Annotated in this window: 10 protein-coding genes; 8 read left to right on the plus strand and 2 right to left on the minus strand. The window is 70.3% G+C overall.

Annotated elements, in window-relative coordinates; genetic code table 11:
* Nucleotides 1–3: 3 nt before the first annotated feature.
* The 8 genes from AC07AG_RS41355 (at nucleotide 4) to AC07AG_RS41390 (ending at nucleotide 23,615) form a co-directional block, all read left to right on the plus strand.
* Nucleotides 4–7,782 carry an amino acid adenylation domain-containing protein gene (locus AC07AG_RS41355; protein WP_478762164.1) on the plus strand — a complete coding sequence of 2,593 codons (7,779 nt, stop codon included), beginning with the start codon at nucleotides 4–6 and terminating at the stop codon, nucleotides 7,780–7,782.
* A complete protein-coding gene (locus AC07AG_RS41360) occupies nucleotides 7,779–12,764 on the plus strand; it encodes a non-ribosomal peptide synthetase (RefSeq protein WP_478762166.1) in 4,986 nt (1,661 codons plus the stop codon). Before AC07AG_RS41355 ends, AC07AG_RS41360 begins: the two co-directional genes overlap by 4 nt.
* Nucleotides 12,764–13,513, plus strand: a complete 750-nt coding sequence (locus AC07AG_RS41365; protein ID WP_478762168.1) for a thioesterase II family protein — start codon at nucleotides 12,764–12,766, stop codon at nucleotides 13,511–13,513. Before AC07AG_RS41360 ends, AC07AG_RS41365 begins: the two co-directional genes overlap by 1 nt.
* 101 nt (nucleotides 13,514–13,614) lie before the next feature.
* Nucleotides 13,615–14,838, plus strand: a complete 1,224-nt coding sequence (locus tag AC07AG_RS41370) for a cytochrome P450 (RefSeq protein ID WP_478762170.1) — start codon at nucleotides 13,615–13,617, stop codon at nucleotides 14,836–14,838.
* A gap of 37 nt (nucleotides 14,839–14,875) precedes the next feature.
* Nucleotides 14,876–16,258, plus strand: a complete 1,383-nt coding sequence (locus tag AC07AG_RS41375) for an aminotransferase-like domain-containing protein (RefSeq protein WP_478762172.1) — start codon at nucleotides 14,876–14,878, stop codon at nucleotides 16,256–16,258.
* Between the two features lie 33 nt (nucleotides 16,259–16,291).
* Nucleotides 16,292–17,365, plus strand: coding sequence for a 4-hydroxyphenylpyruvate dioxygenase (hppD, locus tag AC07AG_RS41380; protein ID WP_478762174.1), 1,074 nt, complete (start codon nucleotides 16,292–16,294; stop codon nucleotides 17,363–17,365).
* Nucleotides 17,366–17,444: 79 nt separating this feature from the next.
* Entirely contained in the window at nucleotides 17,445–22,427 is a 4,983-nt protein-coding gene (locus AC07AG_RS41385) for a non-ribosomal peptide synthetase (protein ID WP_478762175.1), read from the plus strand.
* Between the two features lie 87 nt (nucleotides 22,428–22,514).
* The gene (locus tag AC07AG_RS41390) at nucleotides 22,515–23,615 is read left to right on the plus strand and encodes an alpha-hydroxy acid oxidase (RefSeq protein ID WP_478762177.1); all 1,101 of its coding nucleotides are present in this window, start codon (nucleotides 22,515–22,517) and stop codon (nucleotides 23,613–23,615) included.
* 180 nt (nucleotides 23,616–23,795) lie between these two features.
* Here the strand turns inward: AC07AG_RS41390 and AC07AG_RS41395 are convergent, their stop codons facing one another.
* Complete coding sequence (locus AC07AG_RS41395) at nucleotides 23,796–25,028, minus strand: serine hydrolase domain-containing protein (RefSeq protein WP_478762179.1); 1,233 nt, start codon at nucleotides 25,026–25,028, stop codon at nucleotides 23,796–23,798.
* A gap of 41 nt (nucleotides 25,029–25,069) precedes the next feature.
* Nucleotides 25,070–25,459, minus strand: coding sequence for a DUF1048 domain-containing protein (locus AC07AG_RS41400; RefSeq protein WP_478762181.1), 390 nt, complete (start codon nucleotides 25,457–25,459; stop codon nucleotides 25,070–25,072).
* Nucleotides 25,460–25,534 lie beyond the last annotated feature (75 nt).

The raw sequence follows: 25,534 nt of genomic DNA on the forward strand, positions 1-25,534 counted from the left end.
TCGATGATCCCGTTGTCCTTTGCCCAGAGTCGCATGTGGTTCCTCCACCACCTGGAAGGTCCCTCCGCCACCTACAACGGCCCGTTCGTGCTGCGCCTCGAGGGCACCCTGGACACCGCGGCCCTGACCGCGGCGGTACGGGATGTCGTCACCCGGCACGAGAGTCTGCGTACGGTCGTCGCGGAGAACGAGGACGGCACGCCGGAGCAGCGGGTGCTGCCGCCCGAGGAGGCCGCCGTCCCGGTCCGTGTGGTCGACGTGGCCGCGGACGCGGTGGACGCCGCGCTGCACGAGGTCGCGTGCGAGACCTTCGACCTCGGCACGGAGCTCCCGCTGCGGGCGACCGTCCTGCGGGTCGCCCCCCAGGAGCACGTGCTGGTGTTCGTGTTCCATCACATCGCCGCCGACGGGGCGTCGATGGCGCCGTTCCTGCGCGATCTGGTGTCGGCGTACACGGCCCGCCGCCAGGGGGGCGAGCCCCGGTGGACGCCGCTTCCGGTGCAGTACAAGGACTACACGCTCTGGCAGCGGCAGCTCCTGGGCGATGAGACGGACCCGGGCAGTGTCACCTCGGCCCAACTGGAGTACTGGCGCAAGGAACTGGCCGGAGCGCCACAGCCGGTGCAACTGCCGCTGGACCGGCCGCGCCCCACGGTGAACGAACACCGGGGCGGATACGTCGACTTCGAGCTGGAACCGGAGCTGTTCGCCGGGATCGGGAAGCTCGCCGCTGACCGCGGCGCCACGGCGCCGATGGTCGCCCAGGCCGTGCTCGCGGTGCTCCTGCACCACTTCGGCGCCGGCAACGACCTGACGATGGGCAGCCCGATCGAGGGGCGCGCCGATGAGCAACTCGACGACCTCGTCGGGTTCTTCGTCAACACCTGGGTGCTGCGCGTCGACCTGTCGGGGAACCCGTCGTTCGGTGATCTGGTGGAGCAGGTGCGGACCCGGGCCCTTGCCGCCTACGACAACCAGGACCTTCCGTTCGAGCGCCTGGTGGAGCTGCTCGCACCGGAGCGCGTCACCTCCTACCAGCCGCTGTTCCAGGTCATGCTGGCCTGGCAGTTCCCGTGGTCGGAGATCGAGATCCCGGATCTGCGGGTGACTCCCCTTCCGGTGGGCACCGGCACCGCGAAGTTCGACCTGTTCTTCAACTTCGTCCCGGACGCGTCCGGTGGCGCTCACGGACGGCTCGAGTACGCCACGGAACTGTTCGACCACGCCACGGCCGAACGCCTCATCGACCGCTACATACGCGTGCTGCGCCAGGTCGTCGCCGACCCGGGAACGCGGCTCGGCGCGGTGGACGTGCTCACCGGCGCCGAACGGGACCGGCTGACGCAGCTGAACGACACGACCGCACCGGCGCCGGAGGCGACCGTACCGGAGCTGGTCGCCGCTCAGGCGGCACGGACACCGGACGCGACAGCGGTGGTGTCCGGGGAGACCTCCCTGTCGTACGCGCAGCTGGACGGCCGGGCCGACCGGCTGGCCGCCGTCCTGCGCGAGCGCGGGGTCGGGCCGGAAGCCCTGGTGGCCGTGGCGCTGCCGCGGTCGGCGGACCTGGCGGTCGCCCTCCTCGGCGTACTCAAGTCCGGCGGCGCCTACCTGCCGATCGACCCGAACTTCCCGGCCGCGCGCGTCGACCTCCTGCTCGACACGGCAAAGCCGCTGCTGGTCCTCACCGACCGCGCCACGGCGAAGACGGTGGCCACGAGCCGGACGCCGGTACTGCACCTCGACGACCTGGACCTGGACGCTCCGGGACCTGACGCCCCCAAGACGTCACTCGCGCCGGACAATCTGGCCTATGTGATGTTCACGTCCGGCTCGACCGGGACTCCCAAGGGCGTCGGCATCACCCACGCCAGCGTGGTCAACGGTGTACGGGACCTGCGTCAGGTGGTTCACGTCGAGGCCGGCTCCCGGATGCTGGCCGCCACCTCCGTGAACTTCGACGTATCGGTGTTCGAGATATTCACCGCGCTGACCACCGGAGCGAGCGTCGAGATCGTCCGTGACGTACTCGAACTCGGCGAGCGCGGCAGCTGGTCGGGCACCACCATCAGCGCCGTGCCCGCAGTGTTCGCCACCCTGCTCGACAAGATCGGCAACGAGGGCCCCGACGGCCTCGAGCTCGACGTGGAAACCGTCGTCTTCGCCGGTGAGGCGCTCTCGTCCGACCTGGTCGGCAAGGTGCACAACGCCCTGCCCGGAGTCCGGGTCGTCAACGCCTACGGACAGACCGAAAGCTTCTACGCCTCCACGTTCACGCTGCCGCAGCAGTGGACGGACACGGGCGCGATACCGGTCGGGCAGCCGCTCGCCAACATGCGCGCCTATGTCCTGGGGCCGGAACTGGCTCCCGTTCCGCCCGGCGTGACCGGCGAACTGTACGTCGCGGGCTTGCTCGCCCGCGGCTACCACCAGAGCGGCGCAGCGACCGCGGAGCGGTTCGTGGCCTGCCCCTTCGGTCCCGCGGGCACGCGCATGTACCGCACCGGTGACCTGGCCGAGTGGGACGACAACGGCCGGCTGAGGTACGCCGGGCGAGCCGACGCCCAGGTCAAGGTGAACGGCATCCGGGTCGAGCCGACCGAGATCGAGACGGCCCTCGCCCAGCATCCCGCCGTCAGCCAGGCCGCGGTGACGGTGTGTGAGGACCGCGTCGGCACACTGCGGCTCGTCGGCTACGTGGCGCCGGTGGGCGCCGCGGAGGGCGACGCCGCCCCGGACACCGACATCTCGGTGGCGGAGCTGCGGCGGTTCGTGGCCAAGCGGCTGCCGGACTACATGGTGCCCGCCCAGCTGATGGTGCTCGACCAGCTGCCGCTCACCGCGAGCGGAAAGCTGGACCGGGGCGCACTGCCCGAGCCGGAGTTCGCGGGGGCCACGTACCGGGCGCCGCGCAGCACGGCGGAGCGGGTGCTGGCCGAGGTGTTCGCCGATGTCCTCAGCACCGAACACGTGGGCATCGACGACGACTTCTTCGCCAGCGGCGGAGACAGCATCCGTTCCATCCAGGTGGTCGCGCGCGCCAAGACGCGCGGCGTCGTGGTCAGCACCCGGGAGATCTTCGAGCACCGTACGGTCGTCCGGCTCGCGGAGCTGGTCGAGGGACGGGCCGAAGAGGAGCGGGTGACCCTGCCCGAACTGCCCGGTGGCGGTGTCGGCTGGGCTCCGCTGCCGCCCACGGCGGCGCACATGCTCGGCCTCGGCGGCGGCATCAACCGGCTGTGCATGTCGGCGATGCTGACCCTGCCCACGGACATCGACCGTGCGGGACTGGTCGCCACCTTGCAGGCGGTCCTCGACCGCCACGACGTGCTGCGCTCCCACCTCGTCCTGACCAACCCGGGACTGCGCACAGGACCGGCCGGCAGCGTGAACGCCGGTGCGCTGGTGCGGCAGGTCCCCTACGGCGACGCCGATGTGAAGGCCGAGCTGGACGCGGCCGCCGACCGTCTCGACCCGGCCACGGGCGTGATGGCGCAGTTCGTGTGGTTCACCTCCGACACGCCCGCGGAAGCGGGCCGGCTGCTCATCGTGCTGCACCACCTGGTCGTCGACGGGGTGTCGTGGCGCATCCTGCTCCCGGAGCTGGCCTCGGCCTGGCAGCGGGTCCGGGACGGCCACACCGCACAGCCCCCGGAGACCGGGACCTCGCTGCGACGGTGGATGCACGCCCTGGCCGACGAGGCGGCCACGCCGGAGCGGGAGGCGGAACTGCCCCTGTGGACCGAACTCCTCGCGGGGGACGACCCGTTGCTCGGCCGGCGCGAGCTCGACCCGGCGCGTGACGTCGCGGCCACCGTGGACACCGTCCGCATCCAGGTGCCCGCCGAGGTCACCGAGACCCTCCTGAACACGCTGCCCGCGGTGTTCCACGGCGGCGTCGACGACGGACTCCTGGCCGGCCTCGCGCTGGCGCTGGCCCGCTGGCGCCGGACGAGGGGCGTGCTCGGGGACTCGGCGCTCGTCCGGCTCGAAGGACACGGCCGCGAAGAGCACCTCGTGCCCGGCGCCGACCTGTCCGGCACGGTCGGATGGTTCACCGCGATGTACCCGGTACGCCTGGACGTGACCGGCGTCGACGTGGCGGACGCGTTCGCCGGCGGCCGGGCCGCCGGGAAGGCGATCAAGGCCGTCAAGGAGCAGCTGCGGGCGGTGCCGGACAACGGCATGGGCTACGGCCTGCTGCGCCACCTGAACACCAGGACCGCCGGCACGCTGGCCAAGGCCCGGGAGCCGCGGATCGGGTTCAACTACCTCGGCAAGTCCTCCGGCGCGGACATCCCCGCGGAACTGCGCGGCCTCGGCTGGGGCCTGGACACCACGCACCAGGACCTGATCGCCGCACCGGACGCGGACATGCCGGTCCTCTCGGCCCTGGAGATCAGCGCGGTGGCCGCCGACACGCAGGACGGCCACGAGCTGACCGCCTACTTCGGCTTCCCCACCGGTGTGCTCTCCCGTGAGGAGGTGAGCGAACTGGCCGGGCTGTGGGTCCAGGCGCTGACCGCCCTCGCCCGGCACGCCACCAGTCCCGAGGCCGGCGGGCTGACCCCGAGCGACGCCCCGCTGGTCGAGGTGGGCCAGGGCGAGATCGACGCCTGGGAGGACCGCTTCGGCAAGCTGGCCGAGGTGTGGCCGGCGACACCGGCCCAGTCCGGGATCCTCTTCCAGGCGAAGCTGGCCGGCGGGTCGTTCGACCCGTACCACATCCAGCTTGTCTTCCACCTCACCGACGAGGTCGACCCGGAGCGGATGCGCCGGGCAGGTCAGGCACTCCTCGACCGCTACCCCGTCCTTCGCGCGGCGTTCGTCGACCGGGAGGACGGCGACGTGGTGCAGGTGGTGCCCGAGACGGTGTCCCTGCCGTGGCAGCACCTCGACCTCACGGCGGCCACCGAGGCCGAACGGACCGAGGCGTTCGAGCGGTTCCTCGAGCAGGACCGCACCACGTACTTCGACACGGACGGCACACCGCTGATCCGGCTCGCACTCGCCGTCCTCGAACCGGGGCGCCCCGAACTGGTGCTGACCGCCCACCACGTGCTCTACGACGGCTGGTCCACACCGCTGCTCCTGCAGGACCTCCTGCTGCTCTACGCCGCCGACGGCGACGCGTCCGGCCTGCCCGCGCCCCGTGACTACGGCGACTTCCTCGCGTGGATGACCGGGCAGGACCGGGAGGAGTCCGCACGGGTGTGGGCGGCGGAACTCGAAGGGTTCGAGGAGCCGACCCTGCTCGCCCCGGGCTTCGAGGCCGCGGAGGACAAGGGCCGCGGCCAGGTCGACATCACGATTCCGCGCGATGTGGCGCAGGAACTCGACCGGGTCGCCTCCGATCTGGGCATCACCATGAACACCCTGGTCCAGGGGGCCTGGGCACTGGTCATCGGCGACCTCACCGGCCGCAAGGACGTGGTGTTCGGCACCACCGTGTCCGGGCGTCCGCCCGCGGTGACCGGCGTCGAGTCGATGGTCGGGATGCTCATCAACACCGTTCCCGTGCGGGTCACCTACGCGCCCGGCGACACCTTCGCCGAGTTCCTCACCCGGCTGCAGAGCCGGCAGAGCGGCCTGGCGGACCACCACTACTACGGGCTCGCGGAGATCCAGCGGGCCACCGGCCTGCAGTCGCTCTTCGACTCGCTGTTCGTCTTCGAGTCGTTCCCCGTCGACGAGGACGGTCTCAGCGCCGCCTCCGACGCCGAGGGCGGCATCGCCTACGACGGCTTCAGCCCGTCCGCGGGCAACCACTACCCGCTGTGCCTGATGGCGGCGGCCGCCCCGCACCTCGACTGCATCATCCAGTACGCGCTGGGCGCCTTCGACCAGGACACGGTCGAGACGTACGCGGCCCGGCTCGTCCGCGTCCTGCGGCAACTGGCCGCCGACCCCGAGCGGAGGATCGCGCAGGTCGACTCCCTGGAGCCGGCCGAACGCGACCGGGTGCTTGCCGTGTTGAACGACACGTCGGGCCCGGCCCGTGAGGTCACGCTCACCGAGCTGTTCGAGGCGCAGGTGGCCCGGACCCCGCAGGCGGTGGCCGTGGTCGCCGAGGGCGAGTCGCTCACGTACGCCGAACTGGACGCCCGCGCCGAGCGGCTGGCGCTCGCGCTGGTGGAGCGCGGGGTGGGCCCGGAGAGCGTGGTGAGCATCGTCCTGCCGCGCACGGCGACCATGGCGGTGGCCCTCCTGGGCGTGCTCAAGGCGGGCGGAGCCTATCTGCCCGTCGATCCCGCCTACGCCGCGGCCCGGCTCCCGCACATTCTCCCCGGCGCCCGGCCCCACCTGCTGCTGACCGACGCCGGTACCCGGGCGGTCGTCCCGGCCACGGACACGCCCGTCGTCCTCATCGAGGACATCGACCTGGCGGCCCCCGCGGAGGCCGCGAAGGCGGCGGCGCGGCGAAAGCCCCGGCCGGAAAACCTCGTCTACGTCGTCTACACCTCCGGTTCCACCGGCGTGCCCAAGGGCGTCAGCGTCACCCACACCACCGTCGTCAACGCCGTGGACACCATGGCCACGCAGGCCGGGATGGAGTCCGGCCGACGGGTGCTGCTCGCCGCCTCGTTCGGCTTCGACGTCGCCACCTTCGAGCTGTTCGCCGCACTCACCAGGGGCGGCAGCGTCGAGATCGTCCGGGACGTGCTGGCACTGACCGAACGCGACACCTGGGACGTCGACGTCATCTGCTCGGTGCCGTCGGCCTTCGCGGAACTCGTCGACCAGCTCGGCGAGCGCATCAGCCCCACGGCGCTGAACATCTCCGGGGAGGTGCTGACCCCGGCCCTGGCACAGCGGGTGCGCGGACTGTGGCCGCAGGCACGGGTCATCAACAGCTACGGCCCCAGCGAGACCTTCTACGCCACCGCGCACCTCCTGGACTCCGGGCAGCCTTACGCCGACGGCGTGCCCATCGGCCGACCCTTCCCCGGAGTGCGCGCCTACATCCTCGGTCCGCGCCTGAACCTGCTGCCGCCGGGCGCACCGGGCGAGCTCTATCTGGCCGGCGCGGGCCGCGGCTACCACCGCCAGCCCGCCATGACCGCCGACCGCTTCGTCCCCGACCCCTATGGCGCCGCCGGCGCCCGGATGTACCGCACCGGTGACATCGCCCGCCTCACCCCGGACGGAGAGCTGCAGCACCTGGGCCGCGTCGACACCCAGGTCAAGATCCGTGGCTTCCGCGTCGAACCGGGCGAGATCGAGGCCGCCCTGACGACCCATGCCCACATCGCCCAGGCCGCCGTCGTGGTCCAGCACAACGGCGACCGCACACCCGACCTGATCGCCTACCTCGTCCCTGATCCCGGCGGAGCCACTCCTCCCCTGGAGGACCTGCGCGACCACTTGGCCGAGCGGCTGCCCGAGTACATGGTTCCCGCGGCCTACGTCCCGCTCGACCGGCTTCCCCTGTCCCCCAACGGCAAGCTCGACCTCAAGGCACTGCCCGCCGCCGAAGTCACGCCCACCACGTCCTTCCGGGCACCGCGCACCGCCCGCGAGGAGGTGCTGGCCAAGCTCTTCGGCGAGGTGCTGGACCTGGAGAAGGTCGGCATCGACGACGGCTTCTTCGACCTCGGCGGGCACTCCCTGCTCGCCACCAGGCTGATCAACCGGGTCCGTGTCGACCTGGGGATCGAGATACCGATCCGCAAGATCTTCGACCTGCCGACGGTATCCGCGCTCGCCGCGTGGACGGAGGCATCCGCCGTACCCCTTCGCCCCAGTCTCCGCAGGATGATCACCGAGGAGCGAGACCAGTGATTCCGCTTTCTTTCGCACAGCGCCGCATGTGGCTGACGCACCAAATGGAGGGCGGCGCGGAGACCTACAACATCTCCCCGGCGTTCCGGCTGACCGGGGCCCTGGACCAGGCTGCCCTCATCGCAGCGATCCGTGACCTGGTCGAGCGGCACGAGCCGCTGCGCACCATGTACGTGACGGACGACCAGGACGAGCCCTTCCAGCGGATCCTGTCGTCGGCGGAGGCCTCGGTGCAGGTGCCGGTGGTCGACGTGGCGCCCGACGCCGTGTCCGATGTGGTCGATGAGTTCATCACCCACCGGTTCGACCTGGCGGCCGAGATCCCCTTCCGGGCGACCCTTTTCCGCTGCGGCCCCGAGGACCACCTGCTGGTCCTGCTCGTCCACCACATCGCATCGGACGGCGTCTCCGGCGGCCTGATGGCACGGGACATGGGCATCGCCTACGCCGCCCGCGTGGAGGGCAAGGCGCCTCAGTGGGAGCCGCTGCCCGTGCAGTACAAGGACTACGCGCTGTGGCAGCGCGAGCTGCTCGGTGATGTGAGCGACCCGGGCAGCCTTGCTGCCGCGCAGGCCGAGTACTGGCGCGAGGAACTGGCCGGAGTCCCCCAGCCGTTGAACCTGCCGCTCGACCGCCCGCGCTCCACGGAAAGGGACCACCAGGGCGGCAACGTCGCCTTCGTGGGGGAGCAGGCGCTGGGCAAGGGGCTGCAGAAGCTGGCCGACGAGCGCGGGATGACCATGTCGATGGTCATGCAGGCCGCGCTGGGCGTGCTGCTCGGCAAGCTGGGCGGCGGCGACGACGTGACCATCGGCGGTCCGATGGCCGGGCGGAACGACGAAGCGCTGGCCGACCTGGTCGGGTTCTTCGTCAACACCCAGGTGCTGCGGGTGAATCTCTCCGGTGACCCGACGTTCGACGCGCTCCTGACGCAGGTGCGCGAGAAGACGCTGGCGGCCTACGAGCGCCAGGACGTGCCGTTCGAGACACTGATCGAGTTGATCAACCCCGAGCGCAACACGGCCTACCAGCCGCTGTTCCAGGTGATGCTCGCCTGGCAGAACTTCGAGAAGCAGGACTTCGAACTCCCCGGACTCCAGGCGGAGTTCGAGCAGCACGTCACGCAGACCTCCCTCGTCGACCTCACCATGTTCTTCGACGTGAACGACTCGGGGGAGCTGCGGGGCGAGCTCCAGTACGCGACCGCGCTGTTCGACCGGGACACGGTCGAGGCCATCGCCGCCCGGTATCTGCTGGTTCTGCAGCAGATGGTCGCTGACCCGCAGGCGCCGGTCAGCTCGACCGAGATCCTGCTGGAGGAGGAGCGGGACCGGTTGCTGCGGAGTGTCAACGACACGGAGCATCCCGTGGCCGAGGAGACTCTGCCGGGCGCGTTCGAGGCCCAGGCGGAGCGCACCCCTGAGCATGTCGCGGTGATCGGCGAGCAGGAGACCCTGACCTACCGGGAGTTCAACCGGCGCGCCAATCAGCTGGCGCACTGGCTGGTCGAGCAGGGCGCGGGTCCCGACCAGCTGGTTGCCGTCTCCATTCCGCATTCCGTGGATCTGCTGACGGCGATCTACGCGGTGGTCAAGTCGGGTGCTGCGTATGTGCCGATCGACCCCGAGCTGCCCGAGGACCGGGTGCGGCACATGCTCGAGGGCGCCCAGCCGCTGCTGGTCCTCGACGACGCGCTGCCTGACGTCTCCGGCTACCGGGAGACGAACCCCGCTCGCCGGGCGCTGCTGGCGGATCATGTCGCGTACGTCATCTTCACCTCCGGTTCCACCGGCGGTCCCAAGGGCGTGCCGGTGTCGCACCGGTCGATCATGAATCGGATGCAGTGGGGCCTTGAACACTTCGGTGTCACGGCCGAGGACCGGATGCTGTTCGCCACCTTGGCGAGCTTCGACGCCTCGATCCAGGAGATGTTCGCCAGCCTGCAGGCCGGCGGTGCCGTGGTCGTCGCCCGCCCGGACGGCCGCAAGGATCCGGCCTACCTCGCCGAGCTGATCCAGCGCGAGCGGGTGACCAGCGCGTTCTTCGTGCCATCCCTGCTGGCCGCGTTCGTCGCCGAACCCGCGGCCAAGGAGTGCACCAGCCTGCGCTGGATCGAGTCCGGCGGCGAGGCGTTCCCGCCCGCCCTGGCCAACAAGCTCGTCGAGCTGCTGCCCGGCTGCACCGCGCACAACCACTACGGCCCCACCGAGGCAGCGGTGGAAGCCACCGCCTGGCAGCACGAGCCGGGCGCTGACCGGCTGCCGATCGGTGTGCCGCTGTGGAACGTCCAGGTGTACGTACTGGACGCGGCACTGCGCCCGGTCGCACCGGGGGTCGCCGGCGAGCTGTACATCGCCGGTGCCGGCCTGGCCCGCGGCTACCTCGGGCAGAGCGCGCTGACCGCGCACCGGTTCGTCGCCTGCCCCTTCGGCGCCTCAGGGACCCGGATGTACCGCACCGGGGACCTGGTGCGGTGGAACAAGGGCGGCCAGATCGAGTACATCGGCCGCAGCGACTTCCAGGTCAAGGTCCGCGGCTACCGCATCGAGCTGGGCGACATCGAGCACGCACTGGCCTCACACCCCGCCGTCGCACAGGCAGCGGTCGTGGTCCGCGAGGACCAGCCGGGCGAGAAGCGTCTGGTGGGATATGTGGTGCCCGACGCGGACGCCGCGGTGGCCGATCCCGAGGCCCAGGTCGAGGAGTGGCGCCGCGTCCACGACGCGAGTTACGCCGATTCCGACGAAGAGGCATGGGGCGAGGACTTCCAGCTGTGGACGTCGGTGTACGACGGCGAGCCGGTTCCCAGCCCTCAGCTGGTCCAGTGGCGGGACGCGGCGGTGGCGCAGGTGCTGCGGTTCGCACCGCGACGGGTCCTTGAGATCGGTGCGGGGTCCGGCCTGCTCCTCGCCGAGATCGTCGGCGAGGTCGACGCGTACTGGGCCACCGACATCTCCGCCACCGTCGTGGACCGGGTCCGCGCCCAGGCCGAAGAGGCCGGCTACGGCGACCGGGTCAAGCTGAGCGTCCAGGCCGCCCACGACGTCTCCGGACTGCCCAAGGGCGGATTCGACACCGTCGTCCTCAACTCCGTGGTGCAGTACTTCCCCAGCGTCGAATACCTGGACCAGGTACTGGACCAGGCCCTCGAACTCCTCGCCCCGGGTGGCCGCCTGATCGTCGGCGACGTCCGCAACGCGACCACCCTGCGCCTTCTGCTGACCGCGCAGAAGCGTGCGGCGCAGCCGTACGCCTCTCATGAGGATCTGCGGGCGCTGGTGGAGCAGGCGCTCCTGGCCGAGCGGGAGCTGGTGGTCGCCCCGCAGTGGTTCGCCCAATGGGCAGCGGACCGATCCGTCGGGGCCGACATCCGGCTGAAGGCGGGGCGGGCGCACAACGCGCTGACCCGCCACCGCTACGAGGTCGTCCTGCACAAGGACCCGGCCGACGTGCTCGACCTGACCGCAGTGCCCACGGTGCCGTGGGGCCGGGAGGTGTCCGACCTGGGCGCCCTGGACGGCCGTGTGGAGCGGGCGGGCGGCCCGGTCCGCGTGACCGGGATACCCAACGCACGCCTGGTGGCGGAGGCCGCCGCGGCGATCGCCAACGGGGTGGTGCGTACGGAAGCCCCTTCCGGTACGTCACTTGACCCGGCGGACCTCGCCGCATGGGCGCGGCAACAGGGCCTGGACGCGGTCATCACGTGGTCCGGCCAGGCCGTCCACGCCTTCGACGCGATCCTCCTGCCCGGACAGCCGACCGCGCAGCAAGCCGTCTGCGGAGGGTTCGTTCCCGGCTCAGGGAACGGACAGGCTCGCGCGAACACCCCCGCTCTGGCCACCTCGATCGAGCCGCTCCTCGCTGAGCTGCCCGAGTACCTGCGCGGGCGCCTTCCGGACTACATGGTCCCGGCCGTGGTGGTGCCGCTCTGGGAACTTCCGCTGAACCCGGCCGGCAAGGTCGACCGGCGAGCGCTGCCGTCGGAGCACACCACGGCCGCGCGAGGTGGAGGGCCGCGCAACTCCCACGAGGAGAAGCTGTGCTCCTACTTCAGCGAGTTGCTCGGCGTGGAGCAGATCGGTATCGATGACGACTTCTTCGCGCTCGGCGGGCACTCGTTCCTGGCCACCCGGCTCAGCGCCAGCATCCGCAAGGAGTTCGGCCTGGACATGCCCCTGCGGACGATCATCCAGCACCCCACGGTGGCCGAGCTGAGCGCGCTGGTGCTCACCGGCCGGATCCCCGGCAACCACGACGAGGCGTTCGATGTCGTGCTGCCGCTGAACAAGGATCCCGAGACGGGCAAACCGCCGGTGTGGTTCCTCCACGGAGGGGGCGGCCTCGGCTGGGCGTACTTCACCTTCGCGCCGTACGTGGACCGTGCTGCCTACGCCCTGCAGTCCCGCGGCTCCAACGGCGTGGAGCCGCTGGCGGCGTCGGTGGAGGAAATGGTCGAGGACTACCTCGGCCAGATAGTGAAGGTCCAGCCGGAGGGGCCCTACCACCTGATCGGCTGGTCCTTCGGCGGCCCGATGGCGCATGCCCTCGCGGAGGCGCTGGACCGCAACGGGCACGAGGTCGCTCTCCTGGCCATCCTGGACGCCCAGCCCGCGAGCTCCGACGCGGGGAGCGGCTTCAAGGCCATCGCCGGCAGGACGGCGGAGCTGTACAGGGGAGACCTCGAGGAAGTCTTCGGCCAGTTCATGAACACCAAGAACATGGACTCCCTGCTGGACAACATGTCGAGGGTGGGTTCCAACAACCTGAACCGGATGGCCGAGTTCGAATCCCCGGTCTTCCGCGGTGACCTGCTGTTCTTCAACGCGACGAAGGACAAGGACCATTCGTACGCGCCCGACTGGCGCCCGTTCGTCCGCGGCTCGATCGAGGAGCACTCGGTGGACGCCACGCACAACGATCTGCACATGCCACAACCAGCGGGCCAGGTCATGCGGATCATCGCCCAGAAGCTGGGTGACTGATGGGACCGGCCGGGGTGACAGAAGGCGGCGTGCGTGAGGAAGACCGGCAGCGGAGCGCGCTGTTGTGCGTGCCGTTCGCCGGAGCAGGACCTTCGTTCTTCCACCCGTGGCGGGCGCTGTCCGCCGACCGGTGGCATGTGACGTCGGTCGAGCTGCCCGGCAGGGAGCGGCGGATCATGGAGACGCCGTACCGGAATGTGTTCGAAGCAGCCAAGGCCTCGGTCGACGACATCGTCGCGGACCTCGGCGGCAGGGCACGGACCGTGGTGTTCGGGCACAGCCTGGGCGCGGTGCTCGCCTACGAACTGGTGCATCTGCTGAGCGCGCGCGGTGTGCGCGTCGAAGGGCTGTTCGTCAGTGGTTCGCCGGGGCCGTGGACGCAGCGGGAGCGGCGGGCGACCGGGCTGCCCGACGAGGAATTCCTCGCCCGGGTCGAGGAGTTCGCGGGATTCAGGCACGAGGCTCTGGACCACCCGGAGATGCGTGACCTGATTCTCCCCGTGCTGCAGGCCGACTGCGAAATGCACGAGAACTACGTGCCGAGCACCGATGAACCGATTTCGGTGCCGATCTGCTCGCTGCGTGGCGCTTCCGATGGCCTGGTCAGCGCGGAGCAGGCACAGGAGTGGCAGAAGGCGACCACGGGTGAATTCAGATATGCCGAATTCCCGGGCGACCACATGTACTTGGTGGATCAAGGCCGTCAGATCCTGGACCTGATCGAGGCGGAATCCGCCCGTGCGCGCTGATGTCCTGCGCCGGATCCGTCCGGCGCAGGACCCCCCTCTCATGTGCCACCACCGTTCGACTGCCACCACCGTTCGACGAGGACGTCAAGGAGACGCAGACCATGCCTGAGCCGTTCGTGAGCCTGCTGGCTCCTGAATTCACCGATGACCCCATCGGTTCCTACGCGCGACTGAGGGAGGCGTCTCCGCTCGTTCGCATCGGGTTTCCCGGCGGGCCGCCGGTCTGGCTGATCACGCGGAGCGAAGACGTCTCGTCGGCGCTGAGCGACCCGCGGCTCGTCGTGGACCATCAGAACGTGCCGGGTCATCATGGGCCCAGCCTGGCCGATCAGGCGGTCGCGGCACTCGATCTGCCGGACGAGTTCCGGGAGTATCTGGCGGCCAACTTGATGCTCGTGGACGGCGCGTACCACTCCCGGCTGCGCCGGCTCGTGACGCCCGCGTTCAGCGCCAAGCGGATGAAGGCGATGCGGCCGCGCATCGAGGAGATCTCCGCCCGGCTCATCGACGCCCTGGTCAGGAAGGGATCAGGGGACCTCATCGACGAGTACTCCTCACCGCTGACCGGCACCGTCATCTGCGAACTCATCGGCGTTGACGAGCCCGATCAGCCGCAGGTGCGCAAGTGGATGAACGACTACGCCGACGCCGGCGCCGATGTCGCCGCGAGCATCCGCGGCCTGGCCGATTACGTCAAGGAGCTCATCGCGCGGCGCCGGGCCGAGCCCGCGGACGACATGATCTCCTTCCTGCTCCGCAAGAGCGAGGAGAACGGTGACCGGCTCACCGAGGCCGAGATCGTCTCGCTGGTGCTCGTCGTGGTGAACAACGGGCACCACTCCACGGCCCACTTCATTCCGAACGCGATCGTCACGCTCCTCGACAACCCGGATCAGCTGGCCCTGCTGCGCGCCAAGCCGGAAGCCCTGCCGCACGCCATGTACGAGTTGATGCGGGTCGCGAACCCCGTCCCGCTCGCCGGTCCCCGGTACGCGACCGAGGACATGGAGTTCGCCGGGGTCCCGGTCTGCAAGGGCGACGCCCTGACGGGCTCCCTGCAATCGGCCAATTACGACCCGAGCCTCTTCAGCGAGCCCGAACGGTGCGATGTGGAACGGGTCTTGAAGCGCAAGGAGAGCCACGTCGCCTTCGGCGCGGGCCCGCACTACTGCCTCGGCGCGATGCTCGCCTACATCGAGGGCGAGGTGGCCCTCGATCACCTGCTGATCCAGCGTGACGGTCTGAAGATCGACGGCCGCCTGAGTTACCACGAGCCCGTGGCCGGCGGTGCCAGGCCGCTCTCAGCGTTCCCGGTGCGCTGGTGAGCGGTGCACCGGGCCGGACCCTTGGAAGGCGATCGCGATGAGCGAGACGTACGGCGTGACGAAAGACATCGGTGGCGATCGTGTCCCGCCGCCCATGCCGGGCGGCGCAGCGGTGCTGCGCATGGAGGATCTGCACCCCGGCGTCGCGGATCCCGTGATGGACACGATGAACTTCCTCAACGAAGTCACCCTGAATTACCCGCAGGCCATCTCCTTCGGTCCGGGCAGGCCGCACGAGGACTTCTTCGACACCGAGCAGATCTTCGCCCATCTGCGCCGCTTTCTGGACCACCTGGCCGCCCAGGGGCGCACACCGGCCGAGGTGCGCAGCGCGATGTTCCAGTACGGGCCGTCCGCCGGGCTGATCCGCGAACTCGTCGCCGATTCGCTCCGCGTGGACGAGGGCATCGACGTACCGGCGGAGTCGATCGTGGTCACGGTGGGCTGCCAGGAGGCGATGTTCCTGGCCCTGCGCGCGCTGATGTCCGGTCCCGACGACACGCTGCTGGTCTCCAGCCCCTGCTATGTGGGGATCACCGGCGCGGCGCGGCTCCTGGATGCCGAGGTGGTCGCCGTCGAGGAGCGGGCGGGCGGCCTGTCGTGCGCCGACGTGGAGGCCGCGGTCCTGGCCGAACGCCTGCGCGGGCGCAGGCCCCGCGCGCTGTACGTGATCCCCGACCATTCCAACCCGTCCGGCGTCACGATGCCGCTGGAGACCAGGCACGAACTGCTGGCCCTGGCCGACCGGTTCGACCTGTACATCCTGGAGGACAGCCCCTACCGGCTGGTCAGCCCCGGCGTACAGGTGCCCACGCTGAAGTCGCTCGACCAGGGCCGGCGCGTGATCCACCTGGGCTCGTACGCCAAGTCGCTCTTCCCGGGCGCGCGCGTGGGCTATGCCGTCGCCGACCAGAAGGTGTTGAGGGCGGACGGGACCACGGGGCTGCTCGCCGACGAGCTCGCCAAGATCAAGAGCATGATCACCGTGAACACCTCGCCGCTGAGCCAGGCGGCCGTGGCGGGTGCCCTGCTGGCCTCCCGCGGCCGGGTCGCCGAGCTGAACGAGAAGGCGGCCGCCCACTACGGGGACACCATGCAGGTCGCCCTGCGGGGCCTGGAACGTGAGTTCCCCGCCGAGCGCAGGTCCCGGCTCGGCGTGAGCTGGAACGCGCCCAGCGGGGGTTTCTTCCTGACACTGCAGGTCGCCTTCCGCGCCGACGACGCCGCGCTCGGCCGATCCGCGCAGGACTTCGGGGTCATCTGGACGCCGATGTCCTACTTCCATCCGGACGGCGGGGGTGATCACACCATCCGGCTGTCGACCAGCTACCTGACCCACGCCGACGTGGAGGAGGGGCTCCGACGGCTGGCCGATTTCATCGAGTCCGAAGTTGCCGCGGCACAGCGCCGCGGCTGCTGAGTCCGGTCAAGTGTTCACCCCTGGAGGTGGCGTGTGGATATCCAGTCGATCGATCACATAGAGCTTTTCGTTGATGACGCCGAGGAGGCGGCCCTCGAGCTGCGCGACCAGTTCGGCTTCGCCGTCGCCGGTCGGGGTGGCGCCCGTACGGGTCTGCGCGGATGCGAGTCGGTGCTGTTGCGCCAGCACAACATCACCCTGCTGGTGACCTCGGCCACCAGCCCCGATCACCGTGCCGCCGAATACGTCGAGCGGCACGGCCAGGGCGTCGGCGTGATCGGGCTGCGTGTCGACGACGCCCAGGCCGCGTTCGCCGAAGCGGTCGAGCGGGGGGCCCTTCCCGTCGCCCCGCCCGAGAGAGTCGGCCCCGAAGGAGCCCAGGTCGTCTTCGCCTCGGTGAGCGGGTTCGGCGACGTGGAGCACCGCTTCGTCTCCCGCGGCCGGCCCGACGGCCCGTTCGCCCCGCTGATCGAGGAGACCGGCTGGGACCGTTCCGGCGAGGGACTGTTCACGGAGATCGACCACCTCGCGGTGTGCGTGCCCGCGGGCACGCTCAAGGAGACGGTGCACGCCTACGAGGAGATATTCGGCCTTCGGCAGACCTTCGAGGAGCAGATCATCGTCGGGTCCCAGGCCATGGACTCGAAGGTCGTCCAGAACGGATCCGGACGGCTGACCCTGACCATCATCGAGCCGGACGTCACCCGCGCCCCGGGCCAGATCGACCGGTTCATCGAGGCCCACGACGGCGCCGGCGTCCAGCACATCGCCTTCCTCACCGAGGACATCCTGACCGCCGTGCCCAAGAGCGCCGAGCGGGGCGTGCGTTTCCTCACCACACCGCAGAGCTACTACGAGGCGCTGGGATCGCGGCTCGGCCCGATCGGCGTCCCCGTGGAGGCGCTGCGCGAGCTCAGCGTCCTCGCCGACCGCGACCCGGCAGGGGTCATGCTGCAGATCTTCACCGAGTCGCGGCACACGAGGGGCACCCTCTTCTACGAACTGATCGACCGCCGGGGTGCCAGCACGTTCGGCAGCAACAACATCAAGGCCCTCTACGAAGCCGTGGACCGCCAGCAGACGAGCAACCCGACCGGCCAGGCCTGAGGCCTGAGACCTGCCCGCACCGGTGACGGCCCCGCGTCGCCCCCCCACCTCCGCAGGATGACCACAGAGGAGCAGACCAGTGATTCCGCTTTCTTTCGCACAGCGCCGCATGTGGCTGACGCACCAAATGGAGGGCGGCGCGGAGACCTACAACATCTCCCCGGCGTTCCGGCTGACCGGGGCCCTGGACCAGGCTGCCCTCATCGCCGCGATCCGTGACCTGGTCGAGCGGCACGAGCCGCTGCGCACCATGTACGTCACGGACGAGCAGGGCGAGCCGTTCCAGCGGATCCTGTCGTCGGCGGAGGCCTCGGTGCAGGTGCCGGTGGTCGACATACCCGCCGACGAACTGCGGGGCGTGGTCGATGAGTTCATCGCCCACCGGTTCGACCTGGCGGCCGAGCTGCCCTTCCGGGCGACCCTCTTCCGCTGCGGCCCCCAGGAGCATGTCCTGGTCCTGGTCATCCATCACATCGCCTCGGACGGCGCCTCGGTGGCGCCGCTGGTGCGGGACCTGTCCGCGGGGTACGCCGCGCGCCTGGAGGGCAGGGCACCGCAGTGGGAGCCGCTGCCCGTGCAGTACAAGGACTACGCGCTGTGGCAGCGTGAGCTGCTCGGTGACGTGAGCGACCCGGGCAGCCTTGCTGCCGCGCAGGCCGAGTACTGGCGCGAGGAACTGGCCGGAGTCCCCCAGCCGTTGAACCTGCCGCTCGACCGCCCGCGGTCCGCGCAGCGCAGTTCACAGGGAGACAAGGTCACCTTCGTCGCGGAATCAGAGGTGGGGACCGGGCTGCAGAAGCTGGCCGACGAGCGCGGGATGACCGTGTCGATGGTCATGGAAGCCGCGCTGGGCGTGCTGCTCGGCAAGCTGGGCGGCGGCGACGACGTGACCATCGGAAGCCCGATCGCCGGGCGCACCGACGAAGCACTGGCCGATCTGGTCGGGTTCTTCGTCAACACCCAGGTGCTGCGGGTGGACCTCTCCGGTGACCCGACGTTCGACGCGCTCCTGACGCAGGTGCGCGAGAAGACGCTGGCGGCCTACGAGCGCCAGGACGTGCCGTTCGAGACACTGATCGAGTTGATCAACCCGGACCGCAGCACGGCGTACCAGCCGCTGTTCCAGGTGATGCTCGCCTGGCACAACTGGGACCGAGGGGAGTTCGAACTCCCCGGTCTCGAGGTGGAGTTCGAGCAGCACGTCACCTCGACGGCCATGTTCGACCTGTTCTTCAACATGGCCGTGGACGACTCGGGCGGCCTGCGCTGCGACCTCCAGTACGCGACCCAGCTGTTCGACCGCGACACGGTCGAGGCCGTCGCCGCCCGGTTCATGCGGGTCCTGGAACAGGTGGCCTCCGACCCGACGGCCCCGATCAGCACCGTCGAGGTGCTGTCGCCGGGAGAGCGCGACTGGCTGGTCCGAGGCGTCAACGACACCGGACAGCCGGTGGAGCCCGGCACACTGCCCGATGCGTTCGAGGCCCAGGTGGAGCGTGATCCCGACCGCGTCGCGCTGATCGGCGAGACGACGCGACTGAGCTACGGAGAGTTCAACCGGCGGGCCAACCAGCTGGCACATTGGCTGGTGGAGCAGGGCGCGGGACCCGAGCGGCTCGTGGCGGTGCGCATACCGCGTTCGGTGGACCTGATGGTGGCGCTGTACGCCGTGGTCAAGGCGGGCGCCGCCTATCTGCCGATCGACACCGACCTTCCCGAGGACCGGGTGCAGCAGGTGGTGCGGGGCGCGGATCCGCTGCTGGTGCTCGACGAGACGCTCCCGGACGTGTCCGGATACCCGCAGGACAACCCGCGGCGTGAGCTGTCGCCGGACAACGCCGCCTACGTCATCTTCACCTCCGGATCCACCGGCGGCCCCAAGGGCGTGCAGGTCTCGCACCGGTCGATCATGAACCGCCTTGCCTGGGGTCTCGCGCACTTCGATGTGGGTACCGAGGACCGGGTGCTGCTGAGCACGTCGGCGAGTTTCGACGTGTCGGTGCCGGAACTGTTCGGACCCTTGCAGGTGGGTGCGGCCGTGGTGATCTCGCGTCCGGACGCCCGCAAGGATCCCGCCTATCTGGCCGAGCTGATCCGGCAGGAGCAGGTGACCGGCGCCGACTTCGTGCCCTCCCTCCTGGAGGTGTTCGCCGCCGAGCCCGCGGCGAAGGAGTGCACCAGCCTGCGGTGGATCGAGGTCGCGGGTGAGGCGTTCCCGCCGGCACTCGCCAAGAAGGTCGCCGACGTGCTGCCCGGGTGCGGTGTGCACAACCTGTACGGCCCCACCGAGGCGTCGGTGGAGGTCACGGCATGGCAGCACGTGCCGGACGCGGACCGGGTCCCGATCGGCGCACCGGTGTGGAACACCCAGGTGTACGTCCTGGACGCGGCGCTGCGTCCGGTCGCGCCGGGGGTCGCCGGCGAGCTGTACCTGGCCGGTGCCGGACTCGCCAGGGGCTATCTGGGGCAGAGCGCGCTGACCGCGCACCGGTTCGTCGCCTGCCCCTTCGGTGCGCCCGGCACCCGCATGTACCGCACCGGGGATGTCGTGCGGTGGAACAAGGACAGCCAGGTCGAGTACCTCGGACGGGCGGACTTCCAGGTGAAGGTCCGCGGTTTCCGCATCGAGCTCGGCGAGATCGAGAACGCGCTGGCCGGGCACCCGGGAGTGGCGCAGGCGGCGGTCCTGGTGCGGGAGAACCAGCAGGGCGACAAGCGCATCGTCGGGTACGTGGTGCCCGATCCGGACGCCGCGGTGGCGGACACCGGCGATCAGCTGGATGAGTGGCGCCAGGTCTACGACGAGACGTACGCCGAATCCAGCGACACGGAACTGGGTGAGGACTTCGAGCTGTGGAGGTCGGTGTACGACGGCGAGCCGCTCCCGCGTGAGCAGATGGACGAGTGGCGGGACGAGGCGGTGGCCCAGGTGCTGCGGTTCGCACCGCGGCGTGTCCTTGAGATCGGCGTGGGCTCCGGCCTGCTGCTCGCCAAGATCGTCGACGCGGTCGACGAGTACTGGGGCACCGACATCTCCGCCACGGTCGTGGACCGGCTCCGGGCCCAGGCCGAGCAGGCCGGCCACGGCGAGCGGGTCCGGCTCAGCGCGCAGGGGGCCGAGGACGTCTCCGGGCTGCCCCTCGGCGCGTTCGACACCGTTCTGCTCAACTCGGTGGTGCAGTACTTCCCCGATGCCGAGTACCTGGACCAGGTGCTGCGCCAGGCCGTGGAGCTCCTCGCGCCGGGCGGGCGCGTCATCGTCGGTGACGTCCGCAACGCCACCACCCTGCGGCTGATGACGACCGCCGTGCAGCGTGCGGCGCACCCCCACGCCTCGCGTGACGAACTGCGCGCGCTGGTCGAGCAGGCGCTGCTCGCCGAGCGGGAGCTGGTGGTCGCCCCGGGGTGGTTCACCCAGTGGGCGGCGGAGCGTTCCCTCGCGGTCGACATCCGGCTGAAGCCGGGCCAGGCGCACAACGAACTGACCCGGCACCGCTACGAGGTCGTCCTGCACAAGCAACCGGCCGACGCCCTCGACCTGTCCGGCGTGCCCGCGGTGCCGTGGGGCCGTGAGGTGTCCGACCTGGCCGGCCTGGAAGGCCGCGTCGACCGGGCGGGCGGCGCCGTCCGCGTGACCGGGATACCCAACGCACGCCTGACGAACGAGGCGGCCATGGCGACCTCCACCGGTGTCCTGACCGCGGCCGCCCTCCCCGGCAGGCCACTTGACCCGGAAGACCTTGCCGCGTGGGCGCGCCGGCAGGGCCGCGGCGCGATCCTCACCTGGTCGGGCCAGGCCGCCCACGCCTTCGACGCGATCGTCCTGCCCGAGCGGGAGGAGGGGCAGCGGACCGTCTCCGGAGGGTTCGTTCCCGGCGAGGAGACGGGGCGGGCCCTGGTGAACGCGCCCGCGCTGGCCACGGCGATCGGTCCGCTCCTGGCCGAGCTGCCCGAGTATCTGAGGGGGCGTCTGCCGGACTACATGGTCCCGGCCGTGGTCGTCCCGCTCTCGGAGCTTCCGCTGAACACGGCCGGCAAGCTCGACCGGCGAGCGCTGCCGTCGGACCGTGCGACCACCGCGCGGGGCGGAGGGCCCCGCAACTCCCACGAGGAGAAGATCTGCTCCTTCTTCTGCGAGCTGCTCGGCCTGGAGCGGGTCGGTGTCGAGGACGACTTCTTCGCGCTCGGCGGGCACTCGCTGCTGGCCACCCGGCTCAGTGCCAAGATCCGCAAGCAGTTCGACATCGACATGCCCCTGCGGACGGTCGTCCAGTTCCCCACGGTGGCCGAGCTGGCCGCGCTGGTGCTCAGCGGCGTCGCGCCCGGCAACCACGCCGACTCGTTCGAGGTCGTGCTGCCGCTGAACAGGGATCCCGGAACGGGGAAGGCGCCGGTGTGGTTCTTCCACGGAGGGGGCGGCCTCGGCTGGGCACACTTCAGTTTCGCCCCCTACCTGGACCGGCAGGCCTACTGCCTGCAGGCCCGAGGCTCCAACGGCACGGAGCCGGTGGCGGGATCGGTGGAGGAGATGGTCGACGACTATCTCGCCCAGATACTCAAGGTTCAGCCGGAAGGTCCCTACAACCTGGTCGGCTGGTCCTTCGGCGGCCCGTTGGCGCAAGCCATCGCGGATGTGCTCGACCGGCGCGGCCACGAGATCGCCCTGCTGGCCGTCCTGGACTCCCAACCGGCGTGTGAAGGCAGCGGGTTCAGGCTGCCGGAAGTGGCCAGCAGGTCGGAGGAGGGGTACCGCCAGGACGTCGAGGAGGTCTTCGGCCAGTTCATGAACACCAAGAGCATGAACTCCTTCCTCGAAAGCATGGCGAGGGTGGGTTCCAACAACCTGAAGAAGATGGCCCTGTTCCAGTCGCCGGTCTACCGCGGCGATCTGCTGTTCTTCCACGCGACGCAGGACAAGGACAAGTCGTACGGGCCTGATTGGCGGCCGTTCATCCTCGGTTCGATCGAGGAGCACGACGTGGACGCCACACACCACGACCTGCACATGCCGAAATCCGCGGAACACATCATGAAGGTCATCGCCACCAAGCTGGCGGACTGACGAGGAAGGCATCGGTTCAACTGCGCCGGACCCTTCCGGCGCAAGGCCCCCGTACGGCACCACCACGAACACCATGGAGGACGGGCGATGAGACTCACGCTCGGCGATTTCGAGAGATCGGCCAGGTCCCGACTCGCCCCCGCCGTCTGGGACTTCTTCGCGGGCGGCGCGGGCGAGGAACGGACGCTCGCGGCCAACTCCGGGGCGTTCGACCGGCTGTGGCTGCGGCCGCAGGTCCTGCGTGGCGCCGTTCGTCCCGAGACGGCGGTCACGATCCTCGGCCGCTCCTGGGACGCGCCGGTGGCGGTCGCACCGCTGGGTTACCACACGCTGGCCCACCCGCTGGGTGAGCTCGCCACGGTGCGCGGGACGGCGGCGGCCGCCCGTGTGCCCGTCGTGATCAGCACCTTCGCCGGGCGCTCCATCGAGGAACTCGCCACCGCCGGCGGCGGCCCGCTCTGGCTGCAGGTCTACTGCCTGCGCGACCGGGCGATGACACGGCGCCTCATCGAGCGTGCGCAGGGCGCGGGTTTCGAGGCGCTCGTCCTCACCGTCGACACGCCCCACATGGGCCGCAGGCTGAGGGACCTGCGCAACGGCTTCCGGCTTCCGGCGGGCATCGTCCCGGCCAACCTCGAGGGGCACGACTTCACGGTGCCCGCCGCGCACGCCAAAGCCGAGTTCGCACCTCTGGACTGGTCGGTGGTGGAGTGGCTGCGCTCGATCAGCCCGCTGCCGGTCCTGCTCAAGGGGATCCTCACCGACGCCGATGCGGCGCGCGCCGTCGAGGCCGGGGCGGACGGCATCATCGTGTCCAACCACGGCGGGAGGCAGCTCGACGGTGTTCCCGCGACTCTCGATGCCCTGCCGGAGATCGTGACGGCGGTGGACGGGCGTGTTCCCGTCCTGCTCGACGGGGGAGTGCGCCGTGGCCGGGACGTGCTCGCCGCGCTCGCGCTCGGCGCCGACGCGGTGCTCGTCGGCCGCCCGATCCTGCACGGCCTCGCCGTCGACGGAGACCAGGGGGTGACGGATGTGCTGAACATCCTGCTCGGTGAACTGACCGACGCCATGGGGCTCGCAGGCCTGCGCGAGCTCGCCGACATCGGCCCCGAACTCGTCCGGCCCGCTGCCGGCGCCGATGAGTGGGGCCGGCACCACCGGGCCCGCGAGGTGCTGGGGCGCTAGGTCCTTCGCCGGAGGTGATCGCAGAGGTTGTGCGGGTGCTTTCGCGGGGGCCGCAGGGTTACGCGGAGTGGGCTCCGGGGGTGATCCCGGGGCCCACTCCGCGCCGAAGGACGGTCAGGTGCGCCAGTCACGGCCGGGGGAGACGTGACGCGCGCCGGGCCGTCCTGGACCGGTGGCAGGTCAATCGTCGATTGCCTGGTAGAGGGTGGTCCAGAAGTCGTGGATGGCCCGCGCCGAATCCGGGGTGGACATCCCGGTCTGGGTGAGCAGGATGCCGACGACCTGGTTGTCCGGGTCGGCGTACGTCGAGGTGCCGGCTCCGCCGTCCCAGCCGAACTGGCCGACGGGCGCGAAGTCACCGCGGTAGGTGCGCACCGCCATCCCGAAGCCCCACCCGCCGTGCTGCCCCTGGCCGTGCGACAGATGGACGACGTCGCGGGCCCAGGCTTCTCGGGCGGCCAACTGCTCGGGCGTGAGGCGGTTGGTGGTCATCAGCTCGACGGACTGCCGGGACAGGACTCGTTGGGTGCCGTGCATCCCGTGGTTCAGGAGCATCCGGAAGTAGGCGTGGTAGTCGTCGACGGTCGAGTCCAGTCCGCCGCCGCCCGAGGGGAACGCCGGGGGCCGGCTGTGGTGTCCCCCTTCGACCTCGTCCGCCACCGTGAACTCCCCGGTCTGCGGGTCGGGGGCGTACAGCGGAGGAAGCCGGTCGATCTTGTCGGCGGACACGTGGAAACCGGTGTCCTTCATGCCCAGGGGATCGAGGACGCGTTCGCGCAGGAACGTCTCGAACGGCTGGCCGGTGACCCTGGCGACGAGCACGCCGAGCACGTCGTCACTGATGTTGTACAGCCACCGCTCTCCGGGCTGGTGCATCAGGGGGAGGGTGCCCAGGCGACGCATCCACTCATCCGGCTCCACCGCGGGCAACAGCCATTCCTGCCCGTAGACCCCCTGCTCGAAGAACGCGCCCATCATCGGAGAGTGCGGCGCCGTCATGTCGAGGCCGAGTCCGAACGTGGAGGTGAGCAGGTCCCGCACGGTGATCGGACGCCGCGCCGGCACGGTGTCGTCCAGCGGGCCGTCGGGCCGCCGGAGGACACGCCGGTCGGCCAGCTCGGGCAGCCAACGGTCCACCGGGTCGTCCAGCCGCAGTCGGCACTCGTCCAGCAGGACCATCCCCGCCGCCACCGCGACCGGCTTGGTCGTCGAGGCCATCCGGCAGATGGTGTCCCGGCGCATCGGGGAGTCGCCGTCAGGGCGCATCGTCCCGATCGTCTCGACGTGTGTCTCCTCGCCCCGGCTGACCAGGGCGACGAGCCCGGGAATCCTCTTGGACTCCACATGCCGTATCAGCACCTCGCGCAGTCGACGCAGTCCTGATGTGGATAATCCGTTGCTGCCTGTTCCCATCGCGAATCTCCTTGCGTGCGGCGAGCGTTGGTGCTGTGGCGTTACCGGCCCGTCTTGTCTTCTCCGTCGTCCTCGTTCGCGGCTTGGGTGATGGCGTCGGTGAGCTGTTTGCGGGCGCGGTCGGGGACGTAGCCGCCCTGTGAGTAGTTCTGGGCGAACGCGTCGACGAACTCGGCGGGGTCGTCGCCGACGATCCCGCGGATGGGGGTGGCGTCGGCCGCGGCCTGCTCGAAGAGGTCGGCGAGGTCGTCGAACATCGAGGTGGTGGCGTCGGCGTCGGTGGGCACGAAGTGCATCAGGTACCGCTCGATCGCCTCGGCCGCCGTGCGGTAGCCCTCGGGCAGGTCCTTCACGCGGGCCTTGTAGGCCCGCCAGTGCTTCTTGGGCCCGATCATCTTGGCGATGAAGCCACTCTTCTCGTCCTGGGACATGGTCACTTGCTCCCTTCGTGGAGCTGTTGCAGTCGTTCCGTGAGGAAGCTCCAGGTCCTCCAGAACTCGTCGAGG

It is taken from the genome of Streptomyces sp. NPDC044044 (assembly GCF_056434405.1).

Bases quoted from the DNA above. Each gene is read 5' to 3' on its own strand.
- AC07AG_RS41355 (WP_478762164.1), top strand. From the start codon at position 4: ATGATCCCGTTGTCCTTTGCCCAGAGTCGCATGTGGTTCCTCCACCAC.
- AC07AG_RS41395 (WP_478762179.1), bottom strand. From the start codon at position 25,028: ATGGGAACAGGCAGCAACGGATTATCCACATCAGGACTGCGTCGACTG.
- AC07AG_RS41365 (WP_478762168.1), top strand. From the start codon at position 12,764: ATGGGACCGGCCGGGGTGACAGAAGGCGGCGTGCGTGAGGAAGACCGG.
- AC07AG_RS41400 (WP_478762181.1), bottom strand. From the start codon at position 25,459: ATGTCCCAGGACGAGAAGAGTGGCTTCATCGCCAAGATGATCGGGCCC.
- AC07AG_RS41390 (WP_478762177.1), top strand. From the start codon at position 22,515: ATGAGACTCACGCTCGGCGATTTCGAGAGATCGGCCAGGTCCCGACTC.
- AC07AG_RS41370 (WP_478762170.1), top strand. From the start codon at position 13,615: ATGCCTGAGCCGTTCGTGAGCCTGCTGGCTCCTGAATTCACCGATGAC.
- AC07AG_RS41375 (WP_478762172.1), top strand. From the start codon at position 14,876: ATGAGCGAGACGTACGGCGTGACGAAAGACATCGGTGGCGATCGTGTC.